This is a genomic window from Ensifer sp. CCNWLY38, from assembly GCF_037120565.1.
GTDB classification, from domain to species: Bacteria; Pseudomonadota; Alphaproteobacteria; order Rhizobiales; family Rhizobiaceae; genus Ensifer; species Ensifer adhaerens_H.
On sequence record NZ_JBBBBO010000006.1, the window covers coordinates 87,313 to 111,708 of the forward strand.

23 protein-coding genes and 3 pseudogenes are annotated in these 24,396 nt (G+C 62.7%); 19 read left to right on the forward strand and 7 right to left on the reverse strand.

The annotated features are described in order from the left end of the window. Positions 1–6: 6 nt before the first annotated feature. Positions 7–807 (reverse strand): annotated as a pseudogene (locus tag V7S54_RS14565) (glycine cleavage T C-terminal barrel domain-containing protein); the annotation flags it as partial. Positions 808–1,110: 303 nt separating this feature from the next. Here V7S54_RS14565 and V7S54_RS14570 point away from each other — a divergent pair. The 3 genes from V7S54_RS14570 to V7S54_RS14580 are packed head-to-tail and all read left to right on the forward strand — an operon-like array spanning position 1,111 to position 2,104. Further along, complete coding sequence (locus V7S54_RS14570; protein ID WP_058322340.1) at positions 1,111–1,434, forward strand: ArsR/SmtB family transcription factor; 324 nt, start codon at positions 1,111–1,113, stop codon at positions 1,432–1,434. Further along, the gene (locus tag V7S54_RS14575; RefSeq protein WP_058322341.1) at positions 1,431–1,841 is read left to right on the forward strand and encodes an SRPBCC family protein; all 411 of its coding nucleotides are present in this window, start codon (positions 1,431–1,433) and stop codon (positions 1,839–1,841) included. Before V7S54_RS14570 ends, V7S54_RS14575 begins: the two co-directional genes overlap by 4 nt. Positions 1,842–1,888: 47 nt before the next feature. Next, the gene (locus V7S54_RS14580) at positions 1,889–2,104 is read left to right on the forward strand and encodes a hypothetical protein (protein WP_058322342.1); all 216 of its coding nucleotides are present in this window, start codon (positions 1,889–1,891) and stop codon (positions 2,102–2,104) included. 18 nt (positions 2,105–2,122) lie between these two features. Here V7S54_RS14580 and V7S54_RS14585 read toward each other — a convergent pair. Continuing rightward, positions 2,123–2,454 (reverse strand): annotated as a pseudogene (locus tag V7S54_RS14585) (helix-turn-helix domain-containing protein); the annotation flags it as partial. On the opposite strand from V7S54_RS14585, the pseudogene V7S54_RS14590 reads away from it, so the two are divergent. After that, positions 2,434–2,748: pseudogene (locus V7S54_RS14590) on the forward strand (phosphohydrolase); the annotation flags it as partial. The pseudogenes V7S54_RS14585 and V7S54_RS14590 overlap by 21 nt on opposite strands. A gap of 55 nt (positions 2,749–2,803) precedes the next feature. Here the strand turns inward: V7S54_RS14590 and V7S54_RS14595 are convergent. Further along, on the reverse strand, positions 2,804–3,691 hold the full coding sequence (locus V7S54_RS14595; RefSeq protein WP_336408573.1) for a LysR family transcriptional regulator: 888 nt from the start codon (positions 3,689–3,691) through the stop codon (positions 2,804–2,806). Positions 3,692–3,812: 121 nt separating this feature from the next. On the opposite strand from V7S54_RS14595, the gene V7S54_RS14600 reads away from it, so the two are divergent. From V7S54_RS14600 to V7S54_RS14615, 4 genes are all read left to right on the forward strand, one after another. Further along, positions 3,813–4,508, forward strand: a complete 696-nt coding sequence (locus tag V7S54_RS14600) for a type 1 glutamine amidotransferase domain-containing protein (protein ID WP_336408572.1) — start codon at positions 3,813–3,815, stop codon at positions 4,506–4,508. Between the two features lie 49 nt (positions 4,509–4,557). Then, the gene (locus V7S54_RS14605) at positions 4,558–5,400 is read left to right on the forward strand and encodes a type 1 glutamine amidotransferase domain-containing protein (RefSeq protein ID WP_442892560.1); all 843 of its coding nucleotides are present in this window, start codon (positions 4,558–4,560) and stop codon (positions 5,398–5,400) included. A gap of 111 nt (positions 5,401–5,511) precedes the next feature. Further along, positions 5,512–6,318 (forward strand): phosphate/phosphite/phosphonate ABC transporter substrate-binding protein, encoded by an 807-nt coding sequence (locus tag V7S54_RS14610; RefSeq protein ID WP_336408571.1) that lies wholly within the window; start codon positions 5,512–5,514, stop codon positions 6,316–6,318. A gap of 219 nt (positions 6,319–6,537) precedes the next feature. Then, positions 6,538–7,464, forward strand: a complete 927-nt coding sequence (locus tag V7S54_RS14615) for a fatty acid desaturase (protein WP_336408570.1) — start codon at positions 6,538–6,540, stop codon at positions 7,462–7,464. A 44-nt stretch (positions 7,465–7,508) separates the two neighbouring features. Here V7S54_RS14615 and V7S54_RS14620 read toward each other — a convergent pair whose 3' ends face one another. After that, positions 7,509–8,438 (reverse strand): LysR family transcriptional regulator, encoded by a 930-nt coding sequence (locus tag V7S54_RS14620; RefSeq protein WP_336408569.1) that lies wholly within the window; start codon positions 8,436–8,438, stop codon positions 7,509–7,511. A gap of 176 nt (positions 8,439–8,614) precedes the next feature. Here V7S54_RS14620 and V7S54_RS14625 point away from each other — a divergent pair, with 176 nt between their 5' ends. From V7S54_RS14625 to V7S54_RS14645, 5 genes are read left to right on the forward strand one after another with little or no spacing between them, the layout of a single operon-like run. Then, positions 8,615–10,729, forward strand: a complete 2,115-nt coding sequence (locus V7S54_RS14625) for a TonB-dependent siderophore receptor (protein WP_336408568.1) — start codon at positions 8,615–8,617, stop codon at positions 10,727–10,729. 19 nt (positions 10,730–10,748) lie between these two features. Next, positions 10,749–11,630, forward strand: a complete 882-nt coding sequence (locus V7S54_RS14630; RefSeq protein WP_336408567.1) for an iron-siderophore ABC transporter substrate-binding protein — start codon at positions 10,749–10,751, stop codon at positions 11,628–11,630. Then, positions 11,627–13,591, forward strand: a complete 1,965-nt coding sequence (gene fhuB / locus V7S54_RS14635; RefSeq protein WP_336408566.1) for a Fe(3+)-hydroxamate ABC transporter permease FhuB — start codon at positions 11,627–11,629, stop codon at positions 13,589–13,591. Before V7S54_RS14630 ends, fhuB begins: the two co-directional genes overlap by 4 nt. A gap of 2 nt (positions 13,592–13,593) precedes the next feature. Next, entirely contained in the window at positions 13,594–14,307 is a 714-nt protein-coding gene (gene fhuF / locus V7S54_RS14640) for a siderophore-iron reductase FhuF (protein WP_336408565.1), read from the forward strand. A gap of 53 nt (positions 14,308–14,360) precedes the next feature. Next, complete coding sequence (locus V7S54_RS14645) at positions 14,361–15,176, forward strand: ATP-binding cassette domain-containing protein (RefSeq protein ID WP_336408564.1); 816 nt, start codon at positions 14,361–14,363, stop codon at positions 15,174–15,176. Positions 15,177–15,494: 318 nt separating this feature from the next. Here V7S54_RS14645 and V7S54_RS14650 read toward each other — a convergent pair whose 3' ends face one another. Next, positions 15,495–15,938 carry a hypothetical protein gene (locus tag V7S54_RS14650; RefSeq protein ID WP_065373917.1) on the reverse strand — a complete coding sequence of 148 codons (444 nt, stop codon included), beginning with the start codon at positions 15,936–15,938 and terminating at the stop codon, positions 15,495–15,497. Positions 15,939–16,097: 159 nt separating this feature from the next. On the opposite strand from V7S54_RS14650, the gene V7S54_RS14655 reads away from it, so the two are divergent. The 3 genes from V7S54_RS14655 (at position 16,098) to V7S54_RS14665 (ending at position 19,186) form a co-directional block, all read left to right on the forward strand. Next, a complete protein-coding gene (locus tag V7S54_RS14655) occupies positions 16,098–17,261 on the forward strand; it encodes a hypothetical protein (RefSeq protein ID WP_336408563.1) in 1,164 nt (387 codons plus the stop codon). A gap of 27 nt (positions 17,262–17,288) precedes the next feature. Continuing rightward, a complete protein-coding gene (locus tag V7S54_RS14660) occupies positions 17,289–18,071 on the forward strand; it encodes a hypothetical protein (protein ID WP_336408562.1) in 783 nt (260 codons plus the stop codon). Between the two features lie 173 nt (positions 18,072–18,244). Further along, positions 18,245–19,186: an MYG1 family protein gene (locus V7S54_RS14665; RefSeq protein ID WP_336408561.1), complete on the forward strand. Its 942-nt coding sequence runs from the start codon at positions 18,245–18,247 to the stop codon at positions 19,184–19,186. A 103-nt stretch (positions 19,187–19,289) separates the two neighbouring features. On the opposite strand, the gene V7S54_RS14670 is transcribed toward V7S54_RS14665, so the two are convergent. Next, complete coding sequence (locus V7S54_RS14670; RefSeq protein ID WP_336408560.1) at positions 19,290–20,198, reverse strand: LysR family transcriptional regulator; 909 nt, start codon at positions 20,196–20,198, stop codon at positions 19,290–19,292. 116 nt (positions 20,199–20,314) lie between these two features. Between V7S54_RS14670 and V7S54_RS14675 the strand changes: the two genes are divergently transcribed. Then, the gene (locus V7S54_RS14675; RefSeq protein WP_336408559.1) at positions 20,315–21,151 is read left to right on the forward strand and encodes an oxidoreductase; all 837 of its coding nucleotides are present in this window, start codon (positions 20,315–20,317) and stop codon (positions 21,149–21,151) included. Positions 21,152–21,274: 123 nt separating this feature from the next. Here V7S54_RS14675 and V7S54_RS14680 read toward each other — a convergent pair whose 3' ends face one another. After that, positions 21,275–22,549 (reverse strand): MFS transporter, encoded by a 1,275-nt coding sequence (locus V7S54_RS14680; RefSeq protein WP_065373914.1) that lies wholly within the window; start codon positions 22,547–22,549, stop codon positions 21,275–21,277. A gap of 107 nt (positions 22,550–22,656) precedes the next feature. Between V7S54_RS14680 and V7S54_RS14685 the strand changes: the two genes are divergently transcribed. Both V7S54_RS14685 and V7S54_RS14690 read left to right on the forward strand, forming a co-directional pair. Further along, positions 22,657–23,106 (forward strand): winged helix-turn-helix transcriptional regulator, encoded by a 450-nt coding sequence (locus tag V7S54_RS14685; protein WP_065373913.1) that lies wholly within the window; start codon positions 22,657–22,659, stop codon positions 23,104–23,106. Between the two features lie 105 nt (positions 23,107–23,211). Then, a complete protein-coding gene (locus tag V7S54_RS14690; protein ID WP_065373912.1) occupies positions 23,212–24,396 on the forward strand; it encodes a GGDEF domain-containing protein in 1,185 nt (394 codons plus the stop codon).

Consider the following 24,396-nt stretch of genomic DNA (forward strand, 5'->3'; position numbering starts at 1 on the left):
CTACTCTCAGAACCGCCCGGGCGGATTGGCCGAGCGGCGGTCGAGCCTGACGAAGGGTCTTGCGACGACACGAGCCCGTTTCATCAGCTTCTGATACTGCAACTCGCGCAGTGCATAGATCTCCACCCAGAGATGATCGACGGTCCGGCTGCCATAGGGGCGCGCAAGGGTGGCGATGGCGATGTTACGCTTGGCGAGCGGCGACCAGATCGCCGCCGTGTCCAGGCCGACTTCCTTCTTGCCGCGGTGATAGACGATAGCACCCTCGGCCGGGATGTTGCCCTCGATCTCAAGGCCGACGAGAATGTGCTTCAGCGTGTTCTTCTCGCGCGCGCGGAAGATCGCGTCGCGCCCGTTGAAGAAAGGCTTTTCCGCATCCACCAGCCAGTCGAGACCGATCTCGTCCGGCAAACGTTCGCGATCGGCCCGAAGTGCGGCCTCGGCGGTGATGAAGTCGGCATTGGCGACGATGAACCCGGCTTCGATGCGGGCACGGTTGAGTGCGTCATACCCGTTCGCCTTCAGGCCGAAGCCGGTGCCGGCTGCCCACAGCCGATCCCAAAGGCTCAGTGCCGGCTTGGAATCGACGAAGAGTTCGTAGCCGAGATCGCCGGTAAAGCCGGTGCGCGAGATGGTCACCGTGCCATCGAGGTGGGGGAAGGCGGCGAGCTGAAACGGTTTCAGTTTCTCCACGTCTGCAAAGCCCGCCGCTTCCAGAACGGCAAAGGATGTTGGGCCCTGCGGCGCCACCGCTGCGATCTCGCTCGTCTCCTCGGCGATCTCGACCGAAAAGCCAGCGGCGCTGTCGAAGCCGCTACGATCTGTTCGTCGCGGAAGTCGTTGCAGCCTGGGCCGATGATCGCGTGTTTCGCGATGGGCACTGGATGTTCGAGACCGCTGACCCGGCCTTGCGCAGCCTGCCCTATGTCGCGGGCGGGCATTTCCACGCGATCGGCGAGGCGATCGACGTCTCCCCGAAGTAGTTGGTCTCTCGCCTACCTGCTCCAAGTCCGCGGACGGACCGACCTGGAAAACGGGTTTCCGCAAAGCATTTGACAAACACATAGCCAATTGGCTATATGTCATCTCATAGCCAATCGGGTATGAGACATGTCGCAGTTACAGGATGCGGTATTTCGGGCGCTTGCAGATCCCACACGTCGCGGGCTCTTCGAACACCTCTGCCGCCAAGGAGATACGACGGTCGTCGGATTGTTGGCCGATGCCGGGGTTTCGCAGCCGGTCGTGTCCAAACATCTGAAGATCCTGAAGGCGGCAGGGCTCGTGCACGATCGGCATGAAGGCCGTTACACCTATTACAGCGCCAAGCGCGAAGCTCTTGCCACCCTGGTCGATTGGACGACCGAGATGGCCAGCTTCTGGCAGGAGCGTTTCGATGATCTCGATGATTTACTAAAGAGAATGGACCAATGAACGAAACAACCGAAACAACACGCTCTGTCGTGGTCGAACGCGAATTTTCTCATGCGCCGGAAAAGATCTGGCGCGCGCTGACCCAGCCCCATCTGATTGCCGAATGGCTGATGCGGAACGATTTCGTGCCCGAAGTGGGCCGTCGCTTCACGCTCTCAGCCGACTGGGGACAGGTCGATTGCGAAGTCGAAACGATCGAGAAGGACCGCTCGCTCGCCTATCGCTGGGACACAAAAGATCTCACCAGCGTCGTCACCTGGACACTCGTTCCCACCAACGGCGGCACCAGTCTGCGCATGGAGCAGCGCGGCTTCAAGGCGGATCAGAAGTCTTACTACCAGGGCGCAACCGTCGGGTGGCGACGCTTTATCGACCAGCTGGCCGAAGTTGTCGCAAAGCTCGACTGACCATCTCCCGGCTTCAGGACCCTTTCTCAAACAACGAGGTGCCAGAAATGACCGCTCTCATCCGAACAATCCATCGCTGGACGTCGGTGCTTTTCTCCCTGGCCGTTGCGGCGATCTTTGCCGGCATGGCTCTGACGACGCTTCCCGAATGGGTCTATCTCATGCCACTGCCGCCGCTTGCCGTGCTTGTGCCGACCGGCCTCTATCTCTTCGCGCTTCCCTATATGGGCACACAGCGGGGCAGGGTTCAGGCGGCCGAGTAGGGGCGGCAGCCTGCCAGTTTATCCGGCCGGAAGAGCCGGGCTGGCGAAGCGCTTTCGGTACTCTGCCGGCGTCACGCCGACATGGCGCATGAAGGCACGGCGCAGCGTATCGGCATCGGCAAAGCCGCATTGCGCCGCGACCTGCTTGGGGGCTTCGTGTCCCTGTTCGAGAAGGCGGCGGGCGGCATTGACCCGCGCCTCCTCGACCAGGTCGCCGGCGTGATGCCGACCTCGCTACGGAAGAGCCGGGAGAAATGGCGCGGGCTGAGATCCATCCGGCTGGCGAGGCTTGCAACGCTGTGATCGTGCGCGGGATTGGCCGCGATCCAGCGCTGCACACCACGCCGGGCGTGCCCGAGCACATGCATCCGGTCGTGGCGCTCGTGACCGCCGTTGTCGAGATGGACGTGCTCGGTCTCACCTACAAGCAATATTCCGACGCCGAGCGCGAAGCGGTCGTCAATGCCTTCCCGCGCACGCCTGATTTCAAGGAGGATATCATCCAGGCCTTCTACGATGGCATCAAGCACAAGCCGGAAACCACCTTCGGCAACGTCAAGGCCGATGTCATCGCCGACAAGGAGCCGCACTTCCATCGCGGCAACTTCTGCAACGTGATCCGCTGCTCGCATTGGCACGACTGAGGCGTCCTTTGCGCGGGGATGCCACATGTCCTGAGGCAGCCCCGCGCCTGTCAGCCTACTCCAAAAGACAATCAATCAACGCTCGTGTTGCGGAAGAGAGATGGCGATGCGGCGGGTAGATGAGGGAGAAGGGCCGCGACCGGGCGCCCAGTTCAGGAAGAAGTTCGACCAGGCTCCCCCGCGCCAGGCGATCGCGCACGACGAAGTCGTAGGTCTGGCATACGCCAAGGCCCGCTTCCGCCAGGGACACGGTGCCGAGGACATCATCCTCGACATGAACCGGACCCTGCGGCACCCAGTCGATGTCATTCCCATCGACCCGGAACAGCCACGGACCGGGACGTCCGGTTCTCGGCATGATGAACGGCAGGCACGTATGTGCCGTAAGATCGTCGATCGATTGCGGCAGTCCGCGCCGCGCCACATAGGCGGGAGATGCCACCAACCTTAGCGGTGCGTCCTCGAGTTTTCGCCCGATCATGCCGCTATCGGGAAGTTGACCAAGTCGTATGGCGAGGTCGTAGCCTTCCGCGACGAGATCGACATTGCGGTTGGCAACCGACAGTTCGACGACGACCGACGGGTGCTTCAGCGCGAAGCGCGTCAACTTCTCCGGCAGGCGGAAATGGCCGTAGGTGGTGGAAACGCTGATGCGGACCCGGCCTGCGAGAATGCCCTCACCCTGAACGGCCCGCTCGGCCTGATCGATCGTCTCGAAGGCCGAGCGGACCTGTTCCAGATAGGTGCGTCCCGCTTCTGTAAGACTGATGCGTCGCGTCGTTCGCCGCACCAACTGCGTGCCGAGCTTCGTTTCCAGCCGGGTGATCGCCCGGCTCAGCACTGAAGGCGTCGTGCCAAGCGCCACGGCCCCGGCCGTTATTGACCCCCTGTCCATGACCGTGATGAAAGCCTCGACGTCGGCGAGGTGATCGAAGCGGCGCATTTTTGCCTTTCAAGACCAAATCATTTCCTTCTGAGCGAATTTATCGCCGAATGTGGGGATAATAAATAGGCGCTATCAGCAACGCTCGCGACGTCGGGCCCACTCCAAAAAGGAAGTGATGATGACGAAAACAACCTCGACAGCCGGAAAACCGGTGCTTTTCGTTCTCACCAGCCATGGCACCAAGGGAGACGGCGGCCAGCCGACCGGCTTCTATCTCGGTGAAGTCACCCACCCGCTGGCCGTGCTCGACGCGACCGGGATCTCCGTTGAATTCGCGTCGATCAAAGGGGGTGAGCCGCCGGTCGACGGTCTCGATCTCGAAGACAAGGTCAATCGACGCTTCTGGAACGACGAGGCGTTTCGCGCCGCGATCCGCACGACCGCCAAGCTCGATGAGGTCGACCCCTCGCGCTACGCTGCGATCTTTTTTGCCGGCGGCCACGGCGCCATGTGGGATCTGCCGCAAAGCGATGCGGTCGACCGGGTGACCCGTTCGATCTTCGAGGCCGGCGGTGCTGTTGCGGCGGTGTGCCATGGCCCGGCGGCGCTCGTAAACGTCAAGCTTTCCGACGGCAGATACCTGGTGTCCGGTCGCGATGTCAGCGCCTTCACCGATTCAGAAGAACGCGCCGTCGGTCTCGACAAGACCGTGCCCTTCCTGCTCGCCACCATGCTCGTCGAGCGCGGCGCGCGGCATCACCCGGCGCCGGACTGGACGTCGAAGGTGGTCGTCGATGGCCGATTGATCACCGGCCAGAATCCGCAGTCCGCCACAGGCGTCGGCGAGGCCCTGCGCGACGTTCTCGTCGCCTGAAGCACCCCAGTTGCAGGAGGCCGTGAGACCTCCATTCGGAGACTTAGAGATGAAAATGCTGATGAACCTGGCGGCCACGATGGCAATCGTCCTCGGCGCCACGCACGCGCATGCCGGCAATATCCTGGTCGTGCTTTCGGATGAAAACAGCCTGGACCTCAAGGATGGCAAGGTTTTCGAGACCGGCTTCTACCTCAACGAATTGATGCAGCCGGTAAAGGCGTTCCTGGACGCCGGTCATGAGGTGACCTTTGCGACGCCGAAGGGCATGGCCCCCAGCGTCGACCGCACGTCTATCGACAGGATGTATTTCGGCGGCGATGAAACGGCGATGCGGGAAAGCGAAGCGCTGCTCGGCAAGCTCAAGATCACCTCGCGGGCCGAGACACCGGTTGTCAGTCTGTCGCGGGTGGAACAGATCGGCTACGACCATTTCGATGCCGTCTACGTTCCGGGCGGGCATGCGCCGATGCAGGATTTGCTTGTCGACGAGGACCTCGGCCGCCTGCTTCGGCATTTCCACGCGAGCGGCAAGACGACCGCTTTGATGTGCCACGGGCCGATCGCGCTTCTGTCGACACTGTCCGAACCGGTTGCGTTTACCGGCGAGCTGGCAGCGGGCCGACAGGCCGTCGCCGATACGGGCTGGATCTATACCGGCTATCGGATGACCGTCTTCAGCAATGGCGAGGAGGAAATGGCCAAGCCGCTGCTGAAGGGCGGCGAGATGAAGTTCTATCCGCAGGATGCGCTAACCCTCGCCGGCGGCGCAATCGCCAACGGTGATGCGCCCTTCCAGCCGAACATGGTCGTCGATCGCGAACTGATCACCGGTCAGAATCCGGCGAGCGCCACGGAGGTCGCGGCAGAGATCCTGAAGCACGTGCAATAGACTCTTATTGTCGGGGTGGCTCTCGGGGCTCGCTTAGATTTCGTTTGCGAATTAAGTCTATGCAATGCATAGGTTTTTGATCGCCTTCACGAGGTTGCTCCGAGGTCGCCCATGCCCATCGCAAGTCTTGCCATGTATGTCAGTCCGGCGCCGCTGAAGGACGCGACGCGGCAGTTCTGGGAGGCGCTGGCGGACCGCCTTCGCGCCGTGGGGGTCGATGTGCCCACGGCTCTGCAGGAGGATATGCTTTATGACGAGGCCTGGCTTCGTCCCGACCTCCTGTTCGGCCAGACCTGCGGCTATCCCTACGTCCAGCGCCTGCGCGGTCAGGTGCAACTGGTGGCGACGCCGGTTTACGGCCTGCCGGGCTGCGATGGTCCGCTCAAATGCAGCTTCATCATCGTCAACGCCAAGTCCCCAGCGCGCTCGATCGAAGATCTGCGGGGGGCACGTGCGGCGATCAATGATCCCGGCAGCAATTCCGGCTATAACCTGTTCCGCGCCTCTGTGGCACCCCATGCGATCGACGGCCGGTTCTTCTCGTCGGTGCTTCAGACCGGCGGCCATGTGGCGAGCATCGACGCGGTTTCCAGCGGGGTCGCCGACATCGCGGCGATCGACTGCGTGACCTTCGGCAACACCTTGCGCTTCGACCCGGATCGCGTCGCCGGCGTGCGCATCCTGGCGGAGACAAAAAAGGGTCCGGGATTGCCCTTCATCACCGCAGCATCGACGCCGGCAAAGGACCTCGTGCTGCTGCGCCGCGTGCTTGCGGAAACCATCGCCGATCCAGCGCTTGCGGAGATCTGCGATACGCTTTCGCTGCGCGGGATCAGCCTGCTGGGAGACAGCGATTACGAGGCCCTGGCGGCGCTTGATCGCGACGCTGCCGGTCAGGGGTACCCGACGATCGCCTGACGGTTCATCGGTAGCTTTTCATGGCGACCAGTTGCGAACATAAGACATTCGAGCAATAGAACATAAATTACATAGAATAAATATTTTACAGAGATGGCGTTCGGCGCAAGCAGTATTCCCGTTTGCGTGGCTTCGCCGCAAAGCCATGCGGCGCGTTCCCATTGGTCGGCTTTTTATATTGGCGATTGAAATCTATCGCCTTTTCCGGCCGGAGACTCCATGTCGAATGATGCGCTGCCCCCACAATCGAACCTAACTGCAATCGCCCGCGTCGAATGGCAGACCGTCGCGCTGGCCGTGGTCATCTATGGTGGCTTTCTCGCTCTGACCTGGTTCTGGCAGTCGCTTCCCGTTGTCCTCGTGATCGGTCTTGGCGGCTGGCTGATTGCCTGGCACGGGTCGCTGCAGCATGAGGTCATTCACGGGCACCCGACACGCAATCAGCGCATCAACGACGCGATCGGATGGCCGCCGCTGTCTCTCTGGCTGCCCTATGCGATCTATCTGGAAGGCCACCTCGTCCACCATCGCGACGAACATCTGACCGATCCGATCGAGGATCCGGAGTCCTCCTATTTCACCCGGGCAGCCTGGGAAGGCATGGGCAAGGTGGGGCGGAAGCTTGCAGAGTGGAATACGACATTGCTCGGCCGGCTGACGCTCGGGCCGCTGGTCATGATCCTGAGCTTCCTCGCACAGGAACTGGTGCTGATCGTGGGGGGTGACCGGGAGCGGACAAGGATCTGGCTCGCGAACGGGGCCGGCGTTGCCGTCGTGCTCGTCTGGGTTCTCGCGGTCTGCGGCATGCCGCTCTGGCTCTACCTCTTCGGCTTCGTCTATGTCGGTGCCGCGCTGACCAGGCTTCGCTCCTATGCAGAGCACCGGTACGCCGGCCATCACGAGAAACGGACGGCGATCGTCGAAGACACGCCGCTCTTCGGTCTCCTGTTTCTCTACAACAACCTGCATGTGCTGCATCACCAGCGGCCGGGTATTCCCTGGTATCAGATCCCGGCGCTCTATCGCCAGCACAGGCGTGCGCTGCTGGCGATCAACGGCGGCCTCGTCTATCGCGGCTATCGCGATGTGGCCCGTCGCTTCCTTCTGAAGCCGCATGATGATCCGCGCCATCCGCAACATCTCTGACGTTACGGATGCGCGCCGTCATCCGCGAAGGTCTGCGCGAAGTCCTAGGCGCCTCGCGCGTGGCGCGCCCGGTGATGGGCGACGAAGGCGCGCACGGCCGCCGAGCCTTCGACCTTGCGGTAGGCGACCGCGAGGTCCGACGTGACGCGGCTTCGCGCCAGTGAAACATAGCGCACGCCGGGAAGCTGCAGGCATTGCAGCGACTGCGGCACGAGCGCGATGCCGAGCCCCACGGCGACCATACTCATGATGGTGGTGAAATCACGGCCTGTTGCACTGACCTTTGGCGCCAGCCCGGCGTCCTTGCAGGCGTCGAGCGTATTGGAGTGGAAGCCGACATCGGCGGGTTGGCGCGGCGTTATGAAGGTCTGATCCGAGAGCGCTGCGAGATCGATCGCATGCTGGGCGGCGAGGGGATGGGCCTCCGGCAGCGCCACGACCAGCGGCTCGCGCAACACGGTGGTCGTCGTCAGGCCGGCCGGGATCGGCGCCGGCGGGCGGATGTAGCCGAAGTCGAGTTCGCCCTCCGAGATCATCGTGAGCTGCTGGCGCATTTCGATCTCGACGAGCTGAAGCTCGATATCGGGAAATTCCTGTCGGAAAGCAGTCAGAGATTCCGTCAGCACGCCCGAATAGGCGGCCGAAGCGACATAGCCGATCGAGATTCTGCCCGTCTGGCCCCGGCCGACCCGCTGCAGTTCGGACAGGGCGAGGTCGGCCTGGGCGACGATCTTTCGGGCCTCATCAAACAGCAATTGCCCCGACAGTGTCAGCTGCACGGAACGTTTCGCGCGATTGAGCAGCGGGATGCCGACCAGGCTTTCCAGATTGAGGATCTGCTGGCTGAGGCCGGGCTGGGCAATGCCGAGCTGGGCGGCGGCCCGCTCGAAATTCTTTTCCTCCACGAGAGCGATGAAATAGCGCAGGTGGCGAAGTTCGAAGGTCGCGGCGCGTGGCGATTTTGGAGCCGACATGGGGCCTCGCAATGCAATAACTGAAAACGATGCTGTGCACCGATATGATAACTGAAAGTTCTGAAAAATCCCGTGCCGAGTTATTGGAATGCAGGAAAATTTGGCTATAGAAAGATGACAAAATTACTCCAGATTGAGTGCGCAAATGCCACGCGCGCAGAGGCTTTCGTCATCCCATGTCCCGCATTCATTGGCTGCTGTTAACGTCCGTCGCTTTCGTGGGGTCCGCCGGACAGAACGCAGTGGCGCAGCAGCAGACCGAGACCAAGCTTGAGGCGATCGTCGCGAAAGGCGACAGGGAGGCCGGCGGTCCCGTCGAGGGCTACGTGGCGAAATCGAGCCGCACCGCTTCGAAGTCCGGCGCGCCTCTGCTCGAGACGCAGCAGTCGGTGTCCGTCATCACGCATGACCAGATCGAGGCGCAGGGTGCCCAGACCGTGGGGCAGGCGCTGAATTACACGCCCGGAGTGCTGGGACAGCCCTTCGGTGCCGACCCCCGCTTCGACGCGCCGATCATCCGCGGTTTCGACGGTCGCCAGGCCCAGTTCCTGAACGGACTCAGGATGATGCGTACCCCCGGCGCCCCGGCCGTCGAAATCTACGGACTCGAAAACATCGACGTTCTGCGCGGGCCCGCTTCGGTCATGTACGGCCAGGGCAATCCGGGCGGCATCATCAACATGATCAGCAAGCGGCCGGTCTTCGAGAATTTCGGCGAAGTCGGCGTGCAGGGCGGAAGCTACGAGACCTTTGGCGGCTTCTTCGATTTCGGCGGTACGCTGGGCGAGGAGTCGGATTTTGCATACCGGCTGACCGGTCTTGGCAAGAACGCCGCTGCCCAGGTCGATGAACTGGACAACGATCGCTATTTCATCGCGCCGGCGCTCACTTGGCAGCCGGATGAGGATACCAAGCTGACGATCCTTGCGAGCGTCCAGCACGACAACCCCGGCACGCCCTCGGGCCTGCCGCCGCAATACACGCTGAACGCCACCGACTTTCGCCTGCCGCGCGATTTCTATGTCGGCGACGAATCCTTCGACCGCTCCAGCCGCACGCTTGCAAACCTCGGATACGAACTCGAGCATCGCCTGAGCGAGAACTGGATCTTCCGGCAGAACTTCCGCTACACCGACTTCGACTGGGACTATCAGTCGCTTGGCATGTCGACGCTTGGTCTTGCCGCAGACGGCCGGACACTCCGCCGAAACGCGACCTTGCAGGACGAGGCGCTCAACACCGTCAATATCGACAACAATCTGCAAGGCGCGTTCTCGACCGGCGATGTCGACCATACGCTGCTCTTTGGCCTCGATTATCGCTACTTCGACAACAATGTGCGGACCCGCTTCTTCCAGGCGACACCGCTCGACGTGCGCTCGCCAAGCTATGGCGGACCGATCCGGCTGATCGCGCCGACGCTCGATACGACTGTCGATAGCGAGCTTTCTCAGCTTGGTGTCTACGTGCAGGACGAACTGGCGCTCGGAGGCTGGCGCGCAACGTTGGGTCTCAGGCAGGATTGGACCAGCAGTTCGGGAACGTCGCTCAATGGACTGACACGCGTTTCCCGTCCGCTCGACCAAGACGATCATGAGCTGACCGGTAGGGCCGGCCTCAGCTATATCTTCGACAACGGCATTGCGCCCTATGTCAGCTACTCGACGTCCTTCGAGCCGGTGATCGGCGCGGCTCCGGACGGCAGGCCTTTCGAGCCGACTTCGGGCGAGCAGGTCGAACTCGGCGTGAAATACGAACCAGCGGATTGGAACGGCTTCTTCACGGCGGCCGTCTACGACCTCAAGCAGAAGAATGTGCTGCGCACCATCGCCGGCATTTCGTCGCAGATCGGTGAGGTCAATGTCCGCGGCCTGGAACTCGAAGGCGTTGCGAGCATAACGCAAGGGCTCGATTTGCGGGCGGCCTACACCTACACGGATGCCCGCATTGCTGCGGGCGCCGACGACGGCAATCGCGTCGAAAACGTGCCGGAGCACATGGCGAGCCTCTGGGCGAACTACACCTTCCAGGAGGACACGGCGCTCGAAGGTCTCGGCGTCGGGGCGGGCGTGCGCTATGTGGGCCAGCGCTACGGCAACAGCGCCAACACTTTCGACCTGGACTCGGTCGTACTCGCCGATTTCGCGCTCTCCTATAAGAAGAATGGTTACAAGGCGTCGCTCAACGTTCAAAATCTCTTCGACAAGGACTATGTCGCAAGCTGCAGTTCCTTCGGCTGCTACTACGGCGACGGCCGCACGTTCATGGGGAAGCTGACCTATAGCTGGTAGCGAATTGAGAGAGCGGGCATTGGGTCCTTTTGTCAGTCGCCGGGAACTGCTTCTCGGTGCGGCGCTTTTGCTCGCCGCGCCTGAGGCCAGGGCCGGCGCGCCCTTGCGCATCGCCGCGATCGACTGGGCGATGCTGGAGACGCTGTGCGCGCTCGGCCTTACTCCGGTTGCCGCGACGGAGCTCATTCAGTTTCGAAGCGATGCCGTCGAGCCCGCATTGCCCGCGGATGTCGTCGATCTCGGTCTGCGTGGTTCGCCCAACTTCGAGCTGCTCCACCTGCTCAGGCCCGACCTGATCCTGATCTCGCCGTTCTATGTGCGCCACGAGGCGGCGCTCGGCCGGATCGCGCCGCTCTTCTCCCTGCCATTCTACGTGCGGGGTGAGCCGCCTTTCGAAAAGGCGCTCGCAGCGGTGAAGGCGCTCGGCGAGCGTCTCGGACGCTCCGACAGGGCGGAGGCGCTGCTGAAGGAGATAGCCGGCGAAATCGAAGGTTTCAGGCAGACGGTCGCTCCCTTCGCGAACAGGTCCACCTATATCGTCAACATCGGCGACGCGCGGCATGTCCGCGTCTTTGGTTTCGACAGCATGTTCGGTGACATGCTCGCCCGGCTCGGGCTGCCGAATGCCTGGACGGATCGTTCGCGCTTCACCTTTGCCGCACCCGTCCCGATCGAAAACCTGGCGGCTGATCCCGATGCGCGCATCGTCATCGTTTCCGAGGTGCCCGTCGAGGCGCGCAGCGGCCTTCGAACCAGCATCATCTGGAATTCGCTGGAGCCGGTCCGCAAGGGACGGGTCATCCAGCTCGCCAACGTCAACCCCTATGGTGGTGTTACCGCGGGCCTGCGGTTTGCGCGCCTCTTTGTCGAGGCGATGCTTGCGGGGGACCAGCGCGGATGACGATGCGGGCATGGTCCTTCCTGTCGGCCAGCCTGCTCGCCGGCCTCATGCTCTTCGCGCTGGCGGCATCGAGCCAGGTCCCGTTTGCGCAATGGGGAGACCTGTTGGCCCCTCCCGCCGAGCTCACGCTCGACAAGATCATCCTGGCCTATAGCCTGTTCCCGAGGGCGGCGGTCGCACTGGTCGCGGGCGCAGCCCTCGGTCTTTCCGGCGCGCTTCTCCAGCAATTGTTGCGCAATCCGCTTGCCGACCCCTCGACCCTCGGTATCTCGGCGGGCGCTCAGCTGGCGATCGTCGCGGCGACGCTCTATGCGCCTGAGATCGTCGATGGCCACCGAACTTTGGTCGCGCTCGCCGGCGCCGCCGGGGCAGCGGCGATCGTCTTTGCGCTCGGTTGGCGTCGGGCTTTTGAGCCGGTGACGATGGTGGTCTCCGGCCTGCTTGTGGGGGTGACAGCCGCGGCCTTGTCCGCTGCGATGACGCTCGCGCGGGGCGAGTACCTCATGTCGCTCGTGACCTGGAACGGCGGGTCGCTCAGCCAGCAGGACTGGTCAGTGTTCCAAAGCCTTGGCCTGGAGCTGGTGCTCCTTGGCCTGCTTGCCGGCCTGTTGATCCGCCCGTTGCTGGTGTTGGGGCTTGGCGATACGAGTGCCCGCAGCCTGGGCGTCAATCTCGGCGGCATCCGCTTTGCGATTGCCGCAATCGCCACGGCGCTTGCCGGCTTCGTCGCCTCGGCGGTTGGCCTGGTGAGCTTCGTCGGCCTTGCCGCCCCGGCCTTCGTGCGCGCCTGCGGCGCCCGCCGCCCAGCGGCGATCGTCGCGCTGTCGCCGCTTGCGGGTGCGCTTTTCCTGTGGCTCTGCGACGGCATCGTGCAAACCGTCGCGCGTGCCTCGAGCGAGAATTTTCCGACCGGTGCGGTTACCGCACTCGTCGGCGGTCCTTTGCTTCTCTGGCTTCTGCCTCGGGTGCGAAGCATGGAAGTGCCGCACGAGGCGCGGGAAAGCGTTCATCGCGGTAACCTGAAAACAGCATTTGCCGCTTTTCTGGTTCTCGTGCCGGTCCTTGTCGCGATCGCATTCCTCGTCGGCCCGTCCGGGCATGGCTGGAAGATCCTGAGCTGGACGGAAACGCTCGACCTCGCACCACTCAGATGGCCTCGGCTCCTGGCGTCTGCCGCGGCAGGCGGCCTGCTGGCCGTGACCGGCGCGATCCTCCAACGTATGACCGGCAATGCGATGGCCAGCCCCGAGGTCGTCGGCATCAGCGGCGGTGCCGGCCTTGGCTTTGCCGCAGCGCTGACCCTCGCGCCGGATGGCGGCACGGCCGTGGTCTTCACTGGCGCCGGGCTCGGTGCGCTTCTCGCGATGCTGGCGGTACTCCTCTTCGCCAGCCGCCGGCATCTGCCGCCGGAGAAGCTGCTGCTTGCGGGCGTGGCGGTCGGTTCCTTCAGTTCGGCCGTCCTGTCGGCGCTGCTGGCAATCGGCGATCAGCGGTCATGGCAAATTCTCTCCTGGCTCGGCGGTTCGGCATCCACGGCAACGCCGGCGACTGCGATATTCCTCGGCCTTCTCTCTCTGCTCGTCGTTGCCGCGGCACTGCTGTTGAGCCGCTGGCTGACGATCCTGCCCTTCGGGCCGTCGATCGCCCTGTCGCTCGGCCTGTCGGTGCGGTTGAGCCGCGTGCTTCTCCTGCTTCTCTCGGGTGTTGCGACCGGTGCGGCGTCCCTGCTTGTCGGGCCCTTGAGTTTTGTCGGGCTGGTCGCGCCGCATATCGTCCTGCGCGCCGGTCTCGTCACGGCGCCGCAGCATTTGGCGGGCTCGTTCCTGCTCGGCTCGATCCTGATGGCCCTTGCCGATTTCGGCGCCCGCACGGCGACCTTCCCCTACGAGCTGCCGCTCGGCCTTTTCGCTGCACTCGTCGGCGCGCCCTACCTCATCTGGCTTCTGGGGCGGCAGAGATGATGGTGAACCAGCTTCCGGCGCTTCCGATTCCGTTCGCGGATGCAGCCCTGAGCCACGCCGTGCCGGCTGAAGAGGATGATCTCGTCAGCCTGGACAGCATTCTCGAGCCAGGGCCGGTTGCGAACGCGCTGGATGGCCTGTTGCGGCGGTGGGGGCCGGGCGATCGCCGGGCCGCGGCGTCGCTATGGACGCAGGGTTATTTCGGCCGGCTGCTCAGACCCGTTATCGCCTATGGCCTCATTCACGACATCTGGTTTTCGATGACGTTGCCGGACGTTCAGGTCGGCCTGTCCGATATGGCAACGCCCGTCCGGTTTGTCCTGAAACGTGCGGCTCCCGCTCTGCTCAGCGCGCACCTGCGGCGGATTGTCGAAGACAATGTAAGGCCCTTGATCGTTCGAATGGCGAAAGTGACGGCCACGTCCGAACGGGTGCACTGGAGCAATGCGTCCTTCGCGTTTTGCCGCGCCCGCCGTCATGTTCATGATCTGTGGCCACAGGAGGCCATGCCGGCCGATGTCGCGGCGCGCTTGCGCGAGACGGAGGCGCTGATGGCTGCGGACCATCCCCTTTTTCGTCTGACGCAGACGATCCCGGATGCCGCGGGCGGTGGCTGTCTTCAGCGCAAGGTCTGCTGCATCCGCTACAAGCTCGACGGCCTGAAGAAATGCGGCACAGCCTGCCCGATCAATGCCTCGACCTTTTGCCGTCAATGATATCTATCGATGAGACGAACAGCAGGTCCAGCGATCCTGCCCGGAACGAAAAGATGCAGAACCACGCGACTGAAACTCCGCCCATCGCCCGCGACCAGGCCGTTCTGTCGCTTCATGACGTGAGCTTTGCGATCGATGGGCGCAACCTGCTGCACCCGCTGACGCTGGAGATCCCGGCCGGGCATTCCATCGCGCTGATCGGCCATAATGGTTCCGGCAAATCGACGCTTCTCAAGCTGATGGGGCGACAGCTCGCGCCGACCACGGGGCGTATCGATTTCGAGGGAAAGCCGCTTGCGGGTTGGGGAACGCGGGCCTTTGCCCGCCGGCTCGGCTATCTGCCGCAGAATACGCCGCCAGCACCCGGCATGCTGGCACGGGAACTGGTCGCACTCGGCCGCTATCCCTGGCACGGCGCGCTCGGCCGCTTCGGGGCGGCCGACAAGGCGAAGGTCGAAGAGGCGATCGAGGTCACCGGCATCGACCCGTTCGTCAACCGGGAGGTCGACAGTCTTTCAGGTGGGGAACGCCAGCGCGTTTGGCTTGCCATGCTCGTCGCCCAGGATGCCACCTGCCTGCTGCTCGACGAGCCGATCTCCGCCCTCGACATCGGCCACCAGCTGGAGGTGCTGGCACTGACCCGAGATCTGTGCCGGGACAAGGGCATCACCATCATCTCGGTACTGCACGAGATCAATATGGCCGCGCGCTTCTGCGACCGCATCGTGGCGCTCCATTCCGGCCGCCTGATCGCGGAGGGCGCGCCCGACGATGTGATGACGCCGGAAGAACTGGCGCGGATCTACGACGTGCAGATGGATGTTCTGGAACAGCCCGTCAGCGGACGCCGCGTGGCGCTGGCGCGATAGCCGCACGGGCACGGTACCAGCCGATAGCCCGATCGGGAGCCCTTGTGTTCTTCCACTGACAGAGGTCCCGTTTGCTCGAACGGCAAGGACGGGCTTCACCGTCTCAAGCGATCAACAGCCGCAGATCCCCAATAACAACCCGGCATTTGGCACCAAGGCGCCAACGCCCCTGACGCGCAGTTGACATGAGTCAATGCGACAGCTTCGTCCATCGGGCCTGAAACAGGCATCCCAGGTGTGGCTGATCGGGAGGCGAGTCGCGCCGACCGACAGAGCGCTTGCTCGGCGGCGGCGCGTCATTCCGCATCGCGGGAGGCGTCAGGCGGGAATGAATTTTCCGTCGTAGCGCACGCGAAAATTCCGGCGTTGAGCATCTTCCTGGAAGCAGACAAACACCAGTTCGAGATCGTGCGTGCTGCTGCGTCTGCCAAGCAGGCTCAACGTGATGACGATGACGCCGCCATAGGTGCGTGTAAGGTTGATGGCAGCGCGCCGGATTTCATTGGTGCCGGCATCGTCCCGGTCTTCCCGTCGCTCGTACACCTGCCAGAAACGCGCGCTTTCCCAGGCCGATCGCAGGGCTTCGGTTATCTCGGCCTTGAACTCGTCTACCGACCGTCCCTTGCTCCATGAAACGGTCCGCTCGGTGTGATCGCCAAAGATATCGAGATAGCCGTCATAATCATCCGGGTCGGAAAAACACTGCTCGATCATTCCGAATGCCACGTCGTCGGAAATTGCTGCCTTAAAGAAAATCGTCATCGAATCGCAATCCTGCCTTGAGCGCCTATGTTGTCAAAGCGTCGGCGGCGTATCCAGCCCCTCGGCGTCTGATCGCCGCCGGACGAACAACTATCGTCTCGCTGCAGTGGCTTGGACGGGTCGATCACATCGCTCCGGCAGCCGATCCCGCGTACATGATTGTTGCCTTATATTCGGGCTCCATGCTATCGTCGGTTTCATTATTGGCTGACGCAACTTTCATTCCTCTTTCGCCGTCCGGCGCACGATCTCAGCAATGGATGCGAAAGAACTGTTTGTTTTGATAGTCATATTTGCAGCATGAAATTTGCGGGGGGGCCGCGCACCGCGCTGATGCGAAAAGGGATCGGGCGAGATCTCTCCGTCCTGGAGCGCCGGCGCGGGGACACTCGGGAGAGGTACACTTCTTTGTTCGGCATGGCATTTCCACGAGAAGTATTCTCGCGTTCGGTGGTCATTGTCTGTCTGTTGGTTGGGCTTTTGGCCTCCGCCGCGACGGTTCGCGCGGCGCCGGCCGGCGGCGCTGACATGCAGTTCTTCGTGGTTCGCAGTGGTCAGCCAGGATGCGAGCCAACCTGTCCGGAGTGGATATCGGCTGAGGGGACGATCGTCCGCGAAAGCCCGGCGCGTTTCAAAAAGCTGCTCAAAACCATCGGCAACCGCCGCCTGCCGATCGTGGTGACGTCACCCGGGGGAGACGTCGATGCTGCGCTGGCGCTCGGGCGGCTCATCAGAGCGCGAAAGCTTGAAGTGGCGGTCGGCAAAACGCGCTTCATCGGTTGCCAGCCGCAGCAGAAGGATTGCCGCGAAAACGACGGCAAGGGCGCCCGCTATATCGGTACCGCCTATTCGGGCGGAGCCTACTGCAATTCGGCCTGTCCGCTGATGTTCGCCGGCGGAACCCGCCGAGTGGCCGGGCAATGGGCCTATCTCGGCGTTCACCAGATCACCACTGTCTTCGTTCAGACCCAGACGCGGTATCGGGAGGAGTATCGTATCGTCAACGGCAAGAAGAAGGTGACCAGCAAGAAGGTCGTCAGCCGCAAGAATGTCGTCAGCCGCAAGATCTACGAGATGACCAAGGCGCAGGAGCGCGAGTTGACCGCCTACCTCGCGGAAATGGGCATCGGCCGCACGGTTATCGATCTGATGAAGATCACGCCCGCCTCCGATATGCGCAAGATCGAACCCGTCGCGATGACCGAGATGAAATTGATCACGCAACTGGGCGGGGTCGAATTGCTGACCTCGGTCGAGACCTGCAGAACGGTACCGGCGTCCGCCAATTGTCGGGTTTTCGTCATGTCGGACCTGAAGCGTTAGACCAGGGGATTTGGGTTGGAGACCGGAATGCGAATATGGAGTTCTCCCGTCGGCGCAGCCACGCCCCGCTTGCGGCGGGCTGTGCTGCTGATCTGTCTGCTGGCCGCAAGCCTGTTGATGGAGCGGCCGGCAAAGGCGGCAGAGCAGGAGATGCGGTTTGTCGTCGTGCGCTCCAACCAGGCCGGTTGCGAGCCGACATGTCCGGAATGGATTTCCGCCGCAGGCACCATCGGTCCGAAGACGCCGGCCCTGCTGAAGGCAACCTTGAAGACGCTCGCAGGCCGCAAGCTGCCATTGGTCCTGCGATCGCCCGGTGGCGACATGGCGGCTGCGATGGCACTCGGCCGCCTCATCCGCAAAAGCAAGCTGAGCGTGGCGGTGGGCACGACCGTTTTCTTCGGATGTCAGCGCGATCAGAAGAACTGTACCGCAAACGACGACAAGGGGGCCGACTATATCGGCAAGGCCGTTTCGCTTGGAGCCTGCGCACAGGCCTGTACGCTCGTCCTTGCATCCGGCCATCGACGGCTCGCGGGAGAAGGGACGATCGTCGAAGACATTCCGATGGTGGCTGGAAACGAAGCCAGCAGCAAAAAGCTGGCGGCCTACTATGATGAAATGGGCGTGCGCTACCAGATGCTAGCCGAGGGCCCGCGCGATGCGGCTGGCAATCCCGGTCTCTGGCAATTGTTCAAGGCCCTTCTGCTGACGAACACGCTGGCAGTGGACCAACTGGTCGATGCGCAGATTTGCAAAAGCACGCCTGCGCCCGACAATTGCCGCGTCTTCACCACGATGGATCTGGAGTAGCTGCGCTCCAAATATTTGTCGGCCAGTCTCGGCCGTCGATCCGTCTCTCGCCAAGATCACCAAGCGGTGCATGCGGGCCTCCATGCAGGCAAGGAGCGATGGTGGGTTGAGGTGGCAGCAAGCAATGGCTATGTGGTGCGCTCCGTATTCAACGAACCATAGGGCCAATCGGGATGATCCCAGAGTTTCTCGTTACCCATTCCGGTGGCTTCCATGCCGACGAACTGCTGTCCACCGTCATCCTCACACGGCTTTTCCCGCAGGCGCGTCTGATCCGCAGTCGGGCTGCGGAATGGATCAGGCCCGGTGCAGATCGCATCGTCTACGATGTGGGCGGCCAGTATGACCCGGCTGCCGGCATTTTCGATCATCATCAGCGCGGCGCGCCTTTAAGAGAAGACGGCCAGCCCTACAGTTCGTTCGGACTGATCTGGAAGCACTATGGCCGCGACTATCTGGCCGCTTCAGGCGTTCCTGAAGACCATATTGAGGCGGTCCATACGGCCTTCGACGCACGCTTCGTGCTTCCGGTCGACCTGGTGGACAATGGCGCGCTCGACCCTTCCGTTGCCGGACCGCTTGCCGGGCTGATGCTGCCGGCGCTTTTGGAAACCTTGAAGCCGGTGTTCGACGAGGCCGGCCAGGAGGCTGACGATCGCGGCTTTCAGGCGGCGCTCGCGATTGCCCGTACGCTCGTCGAGGCCGGCGTAGCGCAGCGCGCCGCCAAGCTCAGAGCCGAGGCACTCGTCCTTCAGCAAATCGCCCTTGCCGGGGATGGTCGAGTTCTCGAGCTGCCGATGGGCATGCCCTTCCGTCCGGCCGTCGTGAAGTCCGGCGCCGATCACCTGCTGTTCGTCGTTCACCCCCGCGACAAAGACTGGTGCCTGACGGGCATCCGCAAGGCCGATGAGGGCTTTGAGCTTCGCGCAGATCTGCCCGCCGCCTGGGCCGGCCTGACCAACGGCGAGTTGGAAGCGGCTTGCGGCGTCGCGGGCGCAAGCTTCTGCCACAATGGCCGCTTCATTGCAGCTGCTGCAACGCGCGAAGCTGCCCTTGCCATGGCCGAGCTGGCCGTTGTGGAGGCTACTTCGCCCGCCATGGAAACCAAGGCGTAAGCCAGGACCTGATTCGGGCACTTTCGCCTGTTCCGGCGCTGACCGGAATCGGCTGCATCATGGTCCGACCGCGGCGCGGTCGGCCGCTTGAGTGAGCTTCCCGCTAGCTTTTGGCGAGCCCGCTACCCGCGGCCCTGATGAAATCGACGAAGGCGCGCAGCGCCGCCGGCATTTGCCGTCGGCTGGGGTAATATAGATAGAGGCCGCCGTAGTAGGGGCACCAGTCCTCGAGCACCCGAACAAGTTTCCCCTCGTCTATCAGCGACAGCACCTGATCCTCGAAGGTGAAGGTCACGCCGGCGCCCGCAAGGGCCGCGTCCACCATCATGTCCTGATCGTCGACGATCAGCGGGCCGCTCACTTCGACCTGAAGTTCCACGCCGCCGCGCTCAAACTCCCATGCGTAAAGTCGGCCGCTGCCGAAGCGCAGTCCGACACAGGGGAGTTCCCTCAGGTGATCGGGAGCGGTTGGTTTTGGAAAGCGCTCGAAGAAGGAAGGCGTTGCCACAATCGCGGTGCGCTGGCGCGGCCCGATCGGGACGGCAATCATATCCTGCGCGATGACCTCGCCGAAACGAACGCCGGCGTCGAAACCCTCCGATACCATGTCGACGAGGTCGTTGTCGGTGACGATCTCAATGCTTATTTTCGGGTAGGTTTCGAGAAAACGCGCGACCAAAGGGAGAAGCACCATCTTCGCGGAGGCTCGCGCCGCATTGAGTTTCAAGCGCCCGACAGGTGTGCCCCGGAAGTTGTTGAGGTCGTCGAGCGCATCCTCGATGTCGCGGAAGGCGGGTGCGACACGCGCGAGCAGGAGTTCCCCTGCTTCCGTCAACGCGACGCTGCGGGTCGTTCGGTTGAAGAGGCGGAGATCGAGCCGTTCTTCAAGGGCCTTCAGGGCATGGCTGAGTGCCGATGGCGTGCAGCCCATTTCGTCGGCGGCGCGGCGGAAGCTTCGGTGCCGGGCCAAAGCCAGGAAGGAGGAGAGGTCGGAAGGCGATACGGTTCTCATTGATGAAACTTACTCATCAGATCAAGGAGAATCCAGTCGATTATCTCAGCAGATATGACGCGGTAAAACCTTCTCAGCCGCCGACGATGGAGCGGCGAAACAAACAGGAGGTTCACATGCATACATGGTTCGTTACCGGGGCATCCCGTGGATTTGGCGCCCTCATCGTTGAGAAGGCGCTCGCCAAGGGCGATCAGGTCGTCGCGACGGCGCGCAATCCGAAGGCGATCGCCGAGCGTTTCGGCGAACAACCCAACCTTCTGGTCGTAGCGCTCGATGTTACCGACGAGTCCCAGGCGCATCAGGCCGTCGGGCAGGCGATCACCCGCTTTGGCCGGATCGATGTTCTGGTCAACAATGCCGGCTACGGACTGCTCGGTGCGGTCGAAGAGGCAAGCGGCGCCGAGATCGAGGCCCTCTATCGCACCAACGTCTTCGGCCTGCTGGCCGTCACCCGTGCCGTGCTGCCGCATATGCGCCGCCAGCGTTCGGGACGCATCCTGAACTTCTCGTCGATCGGCGGCTATCGCAGCGGCGCTGGCTTCGGGGTCTATTGCTCGACGAAGTTTGCAGTCGAAGGCTTGACCGAAGCGCTTGCGGACGAGCTTGCCCCGCTCGGGATCCATGCAACGGCGATCGAACCCGGCTACTTCCGCACCGACTTCCTCGACTCGACCTCACTCGGCATCAGCCCGATCGAGATCGACGACTATGCGGAAACGGCCGGCGTCGTTCGCAGCAAGGCGAAGGAGATCAGCCACAACCAGCCGGGCAATCCCGACAGACTGGCAGAGGTCGTAATCTCGCTCGCTGACGCCGAAAATCCGCCGGTGCGGTTGCCGCTTGGCAGCGACACGGTGGCAGCGATCGAAGCCAAGCACGCGTCGGACGCAGAAATCCTTGCCCAATGGCGAGCCGTGTCCCTCTCGACCGACTTTGAACCGGCCGCATAAACGACGAGGAGCGGCGGTCGGCCGCTCCCTCAGAGGCCCCGCCATGGTGCGGGGCTTCTCGTTGGCTGGGCCAACCTCGGTCCGCGCTGGCGGTCTTGACCGGTCGCCGCTGTCGGAGCGGTCTCAACCGTTCAACGCCGCGCCTTCCTCCGCAGGCTTCGATCTCGTAGGTCTCGTCGCCAGCCAGAAGAGCAGCGAGGCAAGGCTGATCGCCGCGCCCATCAGGCAGACGCCGTTCCATCCCGCATGCGCATAGGCGACCGTGGAGAGAGAGGATCCGATTGCGCTGCCGAGCGAATAGAAGAGCATGTAGGCTGCCGTCAGTCGGTTCTGGGCTTCCGGACGGACGCGATAGATCAAGGCCTGGTTGGTCACGTGGACCGCCTGGAGCCCGAAGTCGAGGACGAGCACACCGGCGATCAGCCACAGGATCGAGTGATCCAGCAAGGAGATCGGCAGCCATGCGATGAGCATGAGCGCGAGTGCAATCCCGGTCATCGTCTGGCCGAACCCACGATCGGCCCAATGGCCTGCTCGCGAAGCGGCCAGCGCTCCGGCGATCCCTGCCAAGCCGAAAAGGCCGACCTCGGTATGCGACATGGAGAAAGGCGGCGCACTCAGCGGCAGAACAAGCGGCGTGAGCAGGGTCGTCACGTTCGCGAAGATCAGCATGGCGATCACGCCGCGGGTGCGGAGCACCGGCTCTTCCCAGATCAGCTTGAAGGTGGAGCCGACAAGGCGGGGGTAGCTGAGCTTGCTCGTTTCCCGTCTCTGGTGCGGCAGCAACCTGTACAGCAGGCCGGCGATTAAGAGCGTTGCGACACAGGATGCAAGATAGACCGATCGCCAGCCGGAGAGATCCGTCAGAAGGCCTGCGACGGTGCGTGCGGACAGGATGCCGATCACGATGCCGCTGGTGACAAACCCGACCACCCGGCCACGTTCCGATGGTTGGGCCAGGCTGGCCGCATAGGCGACCAGGGCCTGTGTCAGGACGGCAAGCATGCCGACGGCTGCGATCGAAGCCATCAGCATTTCGGCGTTGGCCGAGAGGGCCACGAAGCTGAGCGCGACCACGGAAAGCAGGGATTGAATGATGATGACCTTGCGGCGATCGAAAAGGTCGCCAAGAGGAACAAGCAGGACCAGGCCGAGCGCGTAGCCGATCTGCGTCGCGCCGACGATCAAACCGGCGCTGGTCTGCGAAAGGTCGAGATCGGCCGCCATCACATCCAGCAGGGGGTGGGCAAAATAGGCGTTGGCGACCGCAAGGCCAGAGGTGAGGGCAAAGAGTGTCATCATCGGGTGCGTCAACGGTGATGCCGTGGCATCTCCGGCGTTTGGGCGCACAGCGTCGTTTGCGGCGTCGATCGACGCCGCAGCAGCTCTACCATCCATTGGACTTCTTCCTTATTTCGGTTTAATAATGAAACCAAATTTATGGATACCAATTTGGTTTCATAATGCAACCAAAATCTCGTGATACGTGAGAGGGGAGAGTTCGCATGGTGGCGCGCAGAAGCCTCAAGGGAGACTACTGCCCCAGCGCGCGATCTCTGGACGCGATCGGCGACTGGTGGTCGCTGCTGATCGTGCGCGATGCGTTCGACGGGCTGAGACGCTTCAGCGACTTTCAGAAAAGCCTCGGCATTGCCAAGAACATCCTGACGGAGCGCCTGCGCACGCTCGTCGACCGCGGCATTCTGGAGACGGTTCCCGTCGGCGAGACGAAAGCGAGGGTCGAGTATCAATTGACGGCGATGGGCCGGGATCTCTTTCCTGTCATGGTCGCCTTGCGCCAGTTCGGCGAAAGGCACCTCTTTCAGCCCGGCGAGGAGCATTCCCTGCTGGTCGAAAAGCAAACTGGACTGCCCGTGAAGCTCGACATCCGCACACAGGATGGCAGGCCGATCGAGGCCGACGAGACGGTCCTGATCAAGGTGCCCGAAGACTGACCGTGCCTGCAACGCCCGGCGCAGGCGAACCGATCTAACTTTAGACGAATATTCAGTTTTCTCTGCTAGTTTGCTGGAGTCCTTCCGCAGCCGGGGAAATTGGTAATGGGCGTTGTCACGCTAGACCAGGTAGAGAACCAGATCGCGCGCGGCTTTCGTTATCTGCAATTCTCCCCGGAGATCGAGGCGCTGTTCCGCAAGGAATATGTGGCCGAGCGTGTGCGGCTCGCGGTGATCTGGGGCGTGATCGGCGTCTTCATTTACGATTTGGTCTATTTCGGCGATCGCACGATGCTGCCCGATGTGTTCACCGAGCTGCTCGTCGCCCGTTTCCTGGTTTTCACGCCTTTCGTCATCGGCTGTATCCTGGCCGTGCGCCGTTGGCCGAATGCGCTTCTCTACGACATTCTGGCGGTGGCGATCGCGGTGCTGGGCGTCACCTTGCCGATGGCGGCGGCCACGCAAAGCACCAGTCCCTACCTCTTCGTCTATCAGAACGGCAATTCCGCCGCCTTCCTGTTCTTCGTCATCGCGCTGCGGCCGCGCTTCTTTGCCGTCGTGATCGGGCTCGCGCTGATGTGCGCTTCCCATTTCACCACCACGCGCCTGACCGGCGCCTTCGACGATGTCACCTATTCCGGCATCATCACCTTCTATCTGACGCTGTCGATCTTCCTGGCGGTCAGCGCCTATTTTCTGGAGCAGAAGGACAGGCAGAATTTTCTCAACCAGCTGCGAGGCAGCCTTCTCTACCGCCAGCTTGAGCGCAATGCCGAGCGGGATGAACTGACAGGACTGTTGAACCGCCGTTCGCTGGCACGGATTGGCGAGATGCTGTGGGACGACGCGCCTCGCCTGGCGCCGGTGTCGGCAATCCTGCTGGACATCGACCACTTCAAGCGGTTCAACGACGTTCACGGCCATATCGAAGGCGATGCCTGCATCCGTGCCGTCTCGCAATGCATGCGTGACACGGTCGATGAAGCCTCCTTCGTCTTCCGCTTCGGCGGCGAGGAGATGCTGGTGCTGGTGGCGGATCGGGAGCCGCTGCAGGCGTTGGCGATGGCCGAGCGTATCCGCACGGCAATCGAACGGCTCGCCATTGCACATCGAGGACTTGGCAATGGGTGCGTGACGGCAAGCCTGGGCGTCGCTTCGGCGCTTGCGACTGAGACGACGCTTGAAAAGCTGCTGCAAAAAGCAGACGCGGCTCTCTACGAGGCGAAGCACATGGGTCGCAATACCGTCGCGCTGGCAAGCGCGCCGAAGGCCGGCGCGCAAGTTGCCTGA

Bases quoted from the DNA above. Each gene is read 5' to 3' on its own strand.
- V7S54_RS14610 (WP_336408571.1), top strand. From the start codon at position 5,512: ATGCCCATCGCAAGTCTTGCCATGTATGTCAGTCCGGCGCCGCTGAAG.
- V7S54_RS14685 (WP_065373913.1), top strand. From the start codon at position 22,657: ATGGTGGCGCGCAGAAGCCTCAAGGGAGACTACTGCCCCAGCGCGCGA.
- V7S54_RS14615 (WP_336408570.1), top strand. From the start codon at position 6,538: ATGTCGAATGATGCGCTGCCCCCACAATCGAACCTAACTGCAATCGCC.
- V7S54_RS14570 (WP_058322340.1), top strand. From the start codon at position 1,111: ATGTCGCAGTTACAGGATGCGGTATTTCGGGCGCTTGCAGATCCCACA.
- V7S54_RS14680 (WP_065373914.1), bottom strand. From the start codon at position 22,549: ATGGATGGTAGAGCTGCTGCGGCGTCGATCGACGCCGCAAACGACGCT.
- V7S54_RS14605 (WP_442892560.1), top strand. From the start codon at position 4,558: ATGAAAATGCTGATGAACCTGGCGGCCACGATGGCAATCGTCCTCGGC.
- V7S54_RS14595 (WP_336408573.1), bottom strand. From the start codon at position 3,691: ATGCGCCGCTTCGATCACCTCGCCGACGTCGAGGCTTTCATCACGGTC.
- V7S54_RS14650 (WP_065373917.1), bottom strand. From the start codon at position 15,938: ATGACGATTTTCTTTAAGGCAGCAATTTCCGACGACGTGGCATTCGGA.
- V7S54_RS14675 (WP_336408559.1), top strand. From the start codon at position 20,315: ATGCATACATGGTTCGTTACCGGGGCATCCCGTGGATTTGGCGCCCTC.
- V7S54_RS14660 (WP_336408562.1), top strand. From the start codon at position 17,289: ATGCGAATATGGAGTTCTCCCGTCGGCGCAGCCACGCCCCGCTTGCGG.
- V7S54_RS14645 (WP_336408564.1), top strand. From the start codon at position 14,361: ATGCAGAACCACGCGACTGAAACTCCGCCCATCGCCCGCGACCAGGCC.
- V7S54_RS14580 (WP_058322342.1), top strand. From the start codon at position 1,889: ATGACCGCTCTCATCCGAACAATCCATCGCTGGACGTCGGTGCTTTTC.
- V7S54_RS14600 (WP_336408572.1), top strand. From the start codon at position 3,813: ATGACGAAAACAACCTCGACAGCCGGAAAACCGGTGCTTTTCGTTCTC.
- V7S54_RS14670 (WP_336408560.1), bottom strand. From the start codon at position 20,198: ATGAGAACCGTATCGCCTTCCGACCTCTCCTCCTTCCTGGCTTTGGCC.
- V7S54_RS14665 (WP_336408561.1), top strand. From the start codon at position 18,245: ATGATCCCAGAGTTTCTCGTTACCCATTCCGGTGGCTTCCATGCCGAC.
- V7S54_RS14575 (WP_058322341.1), top strand. From the start codon at position 1,431: ATGAACGAAACAACCGAAACAACACGCTCTGTCGTGGTCGAACGCGAA.
- fhuB (WP_336408566.1), top strand. From the start codon at position 11,627: ATGACGATGCGGGCATGGTCCTTCCTGTCGGCCAGCCTGCTCGCCGGC.
- V7S54_RS14620 (WP_336408569.1), bottom strand. From the start codon at position 8,438: ATGTCGGCTCCAAAATCGCCACGCGCCGCGACCTTCGAACTTCGCCAC.
- V7S54_RS14625 (WP_336408568.1), top strand. From the start codon at position 8,615: ATGTCCCGCATTCATTGGCTGCTGTTAACGTCCGTCGCTTTCGTGGGG.
- V7S54_RS14690 (WP_065373912.1), top strand. From the start codon at position 23,212: ATGGGCGTTGTCACGCTAGACCAGGTAGAGAACCAGATCGCGCGCGGC.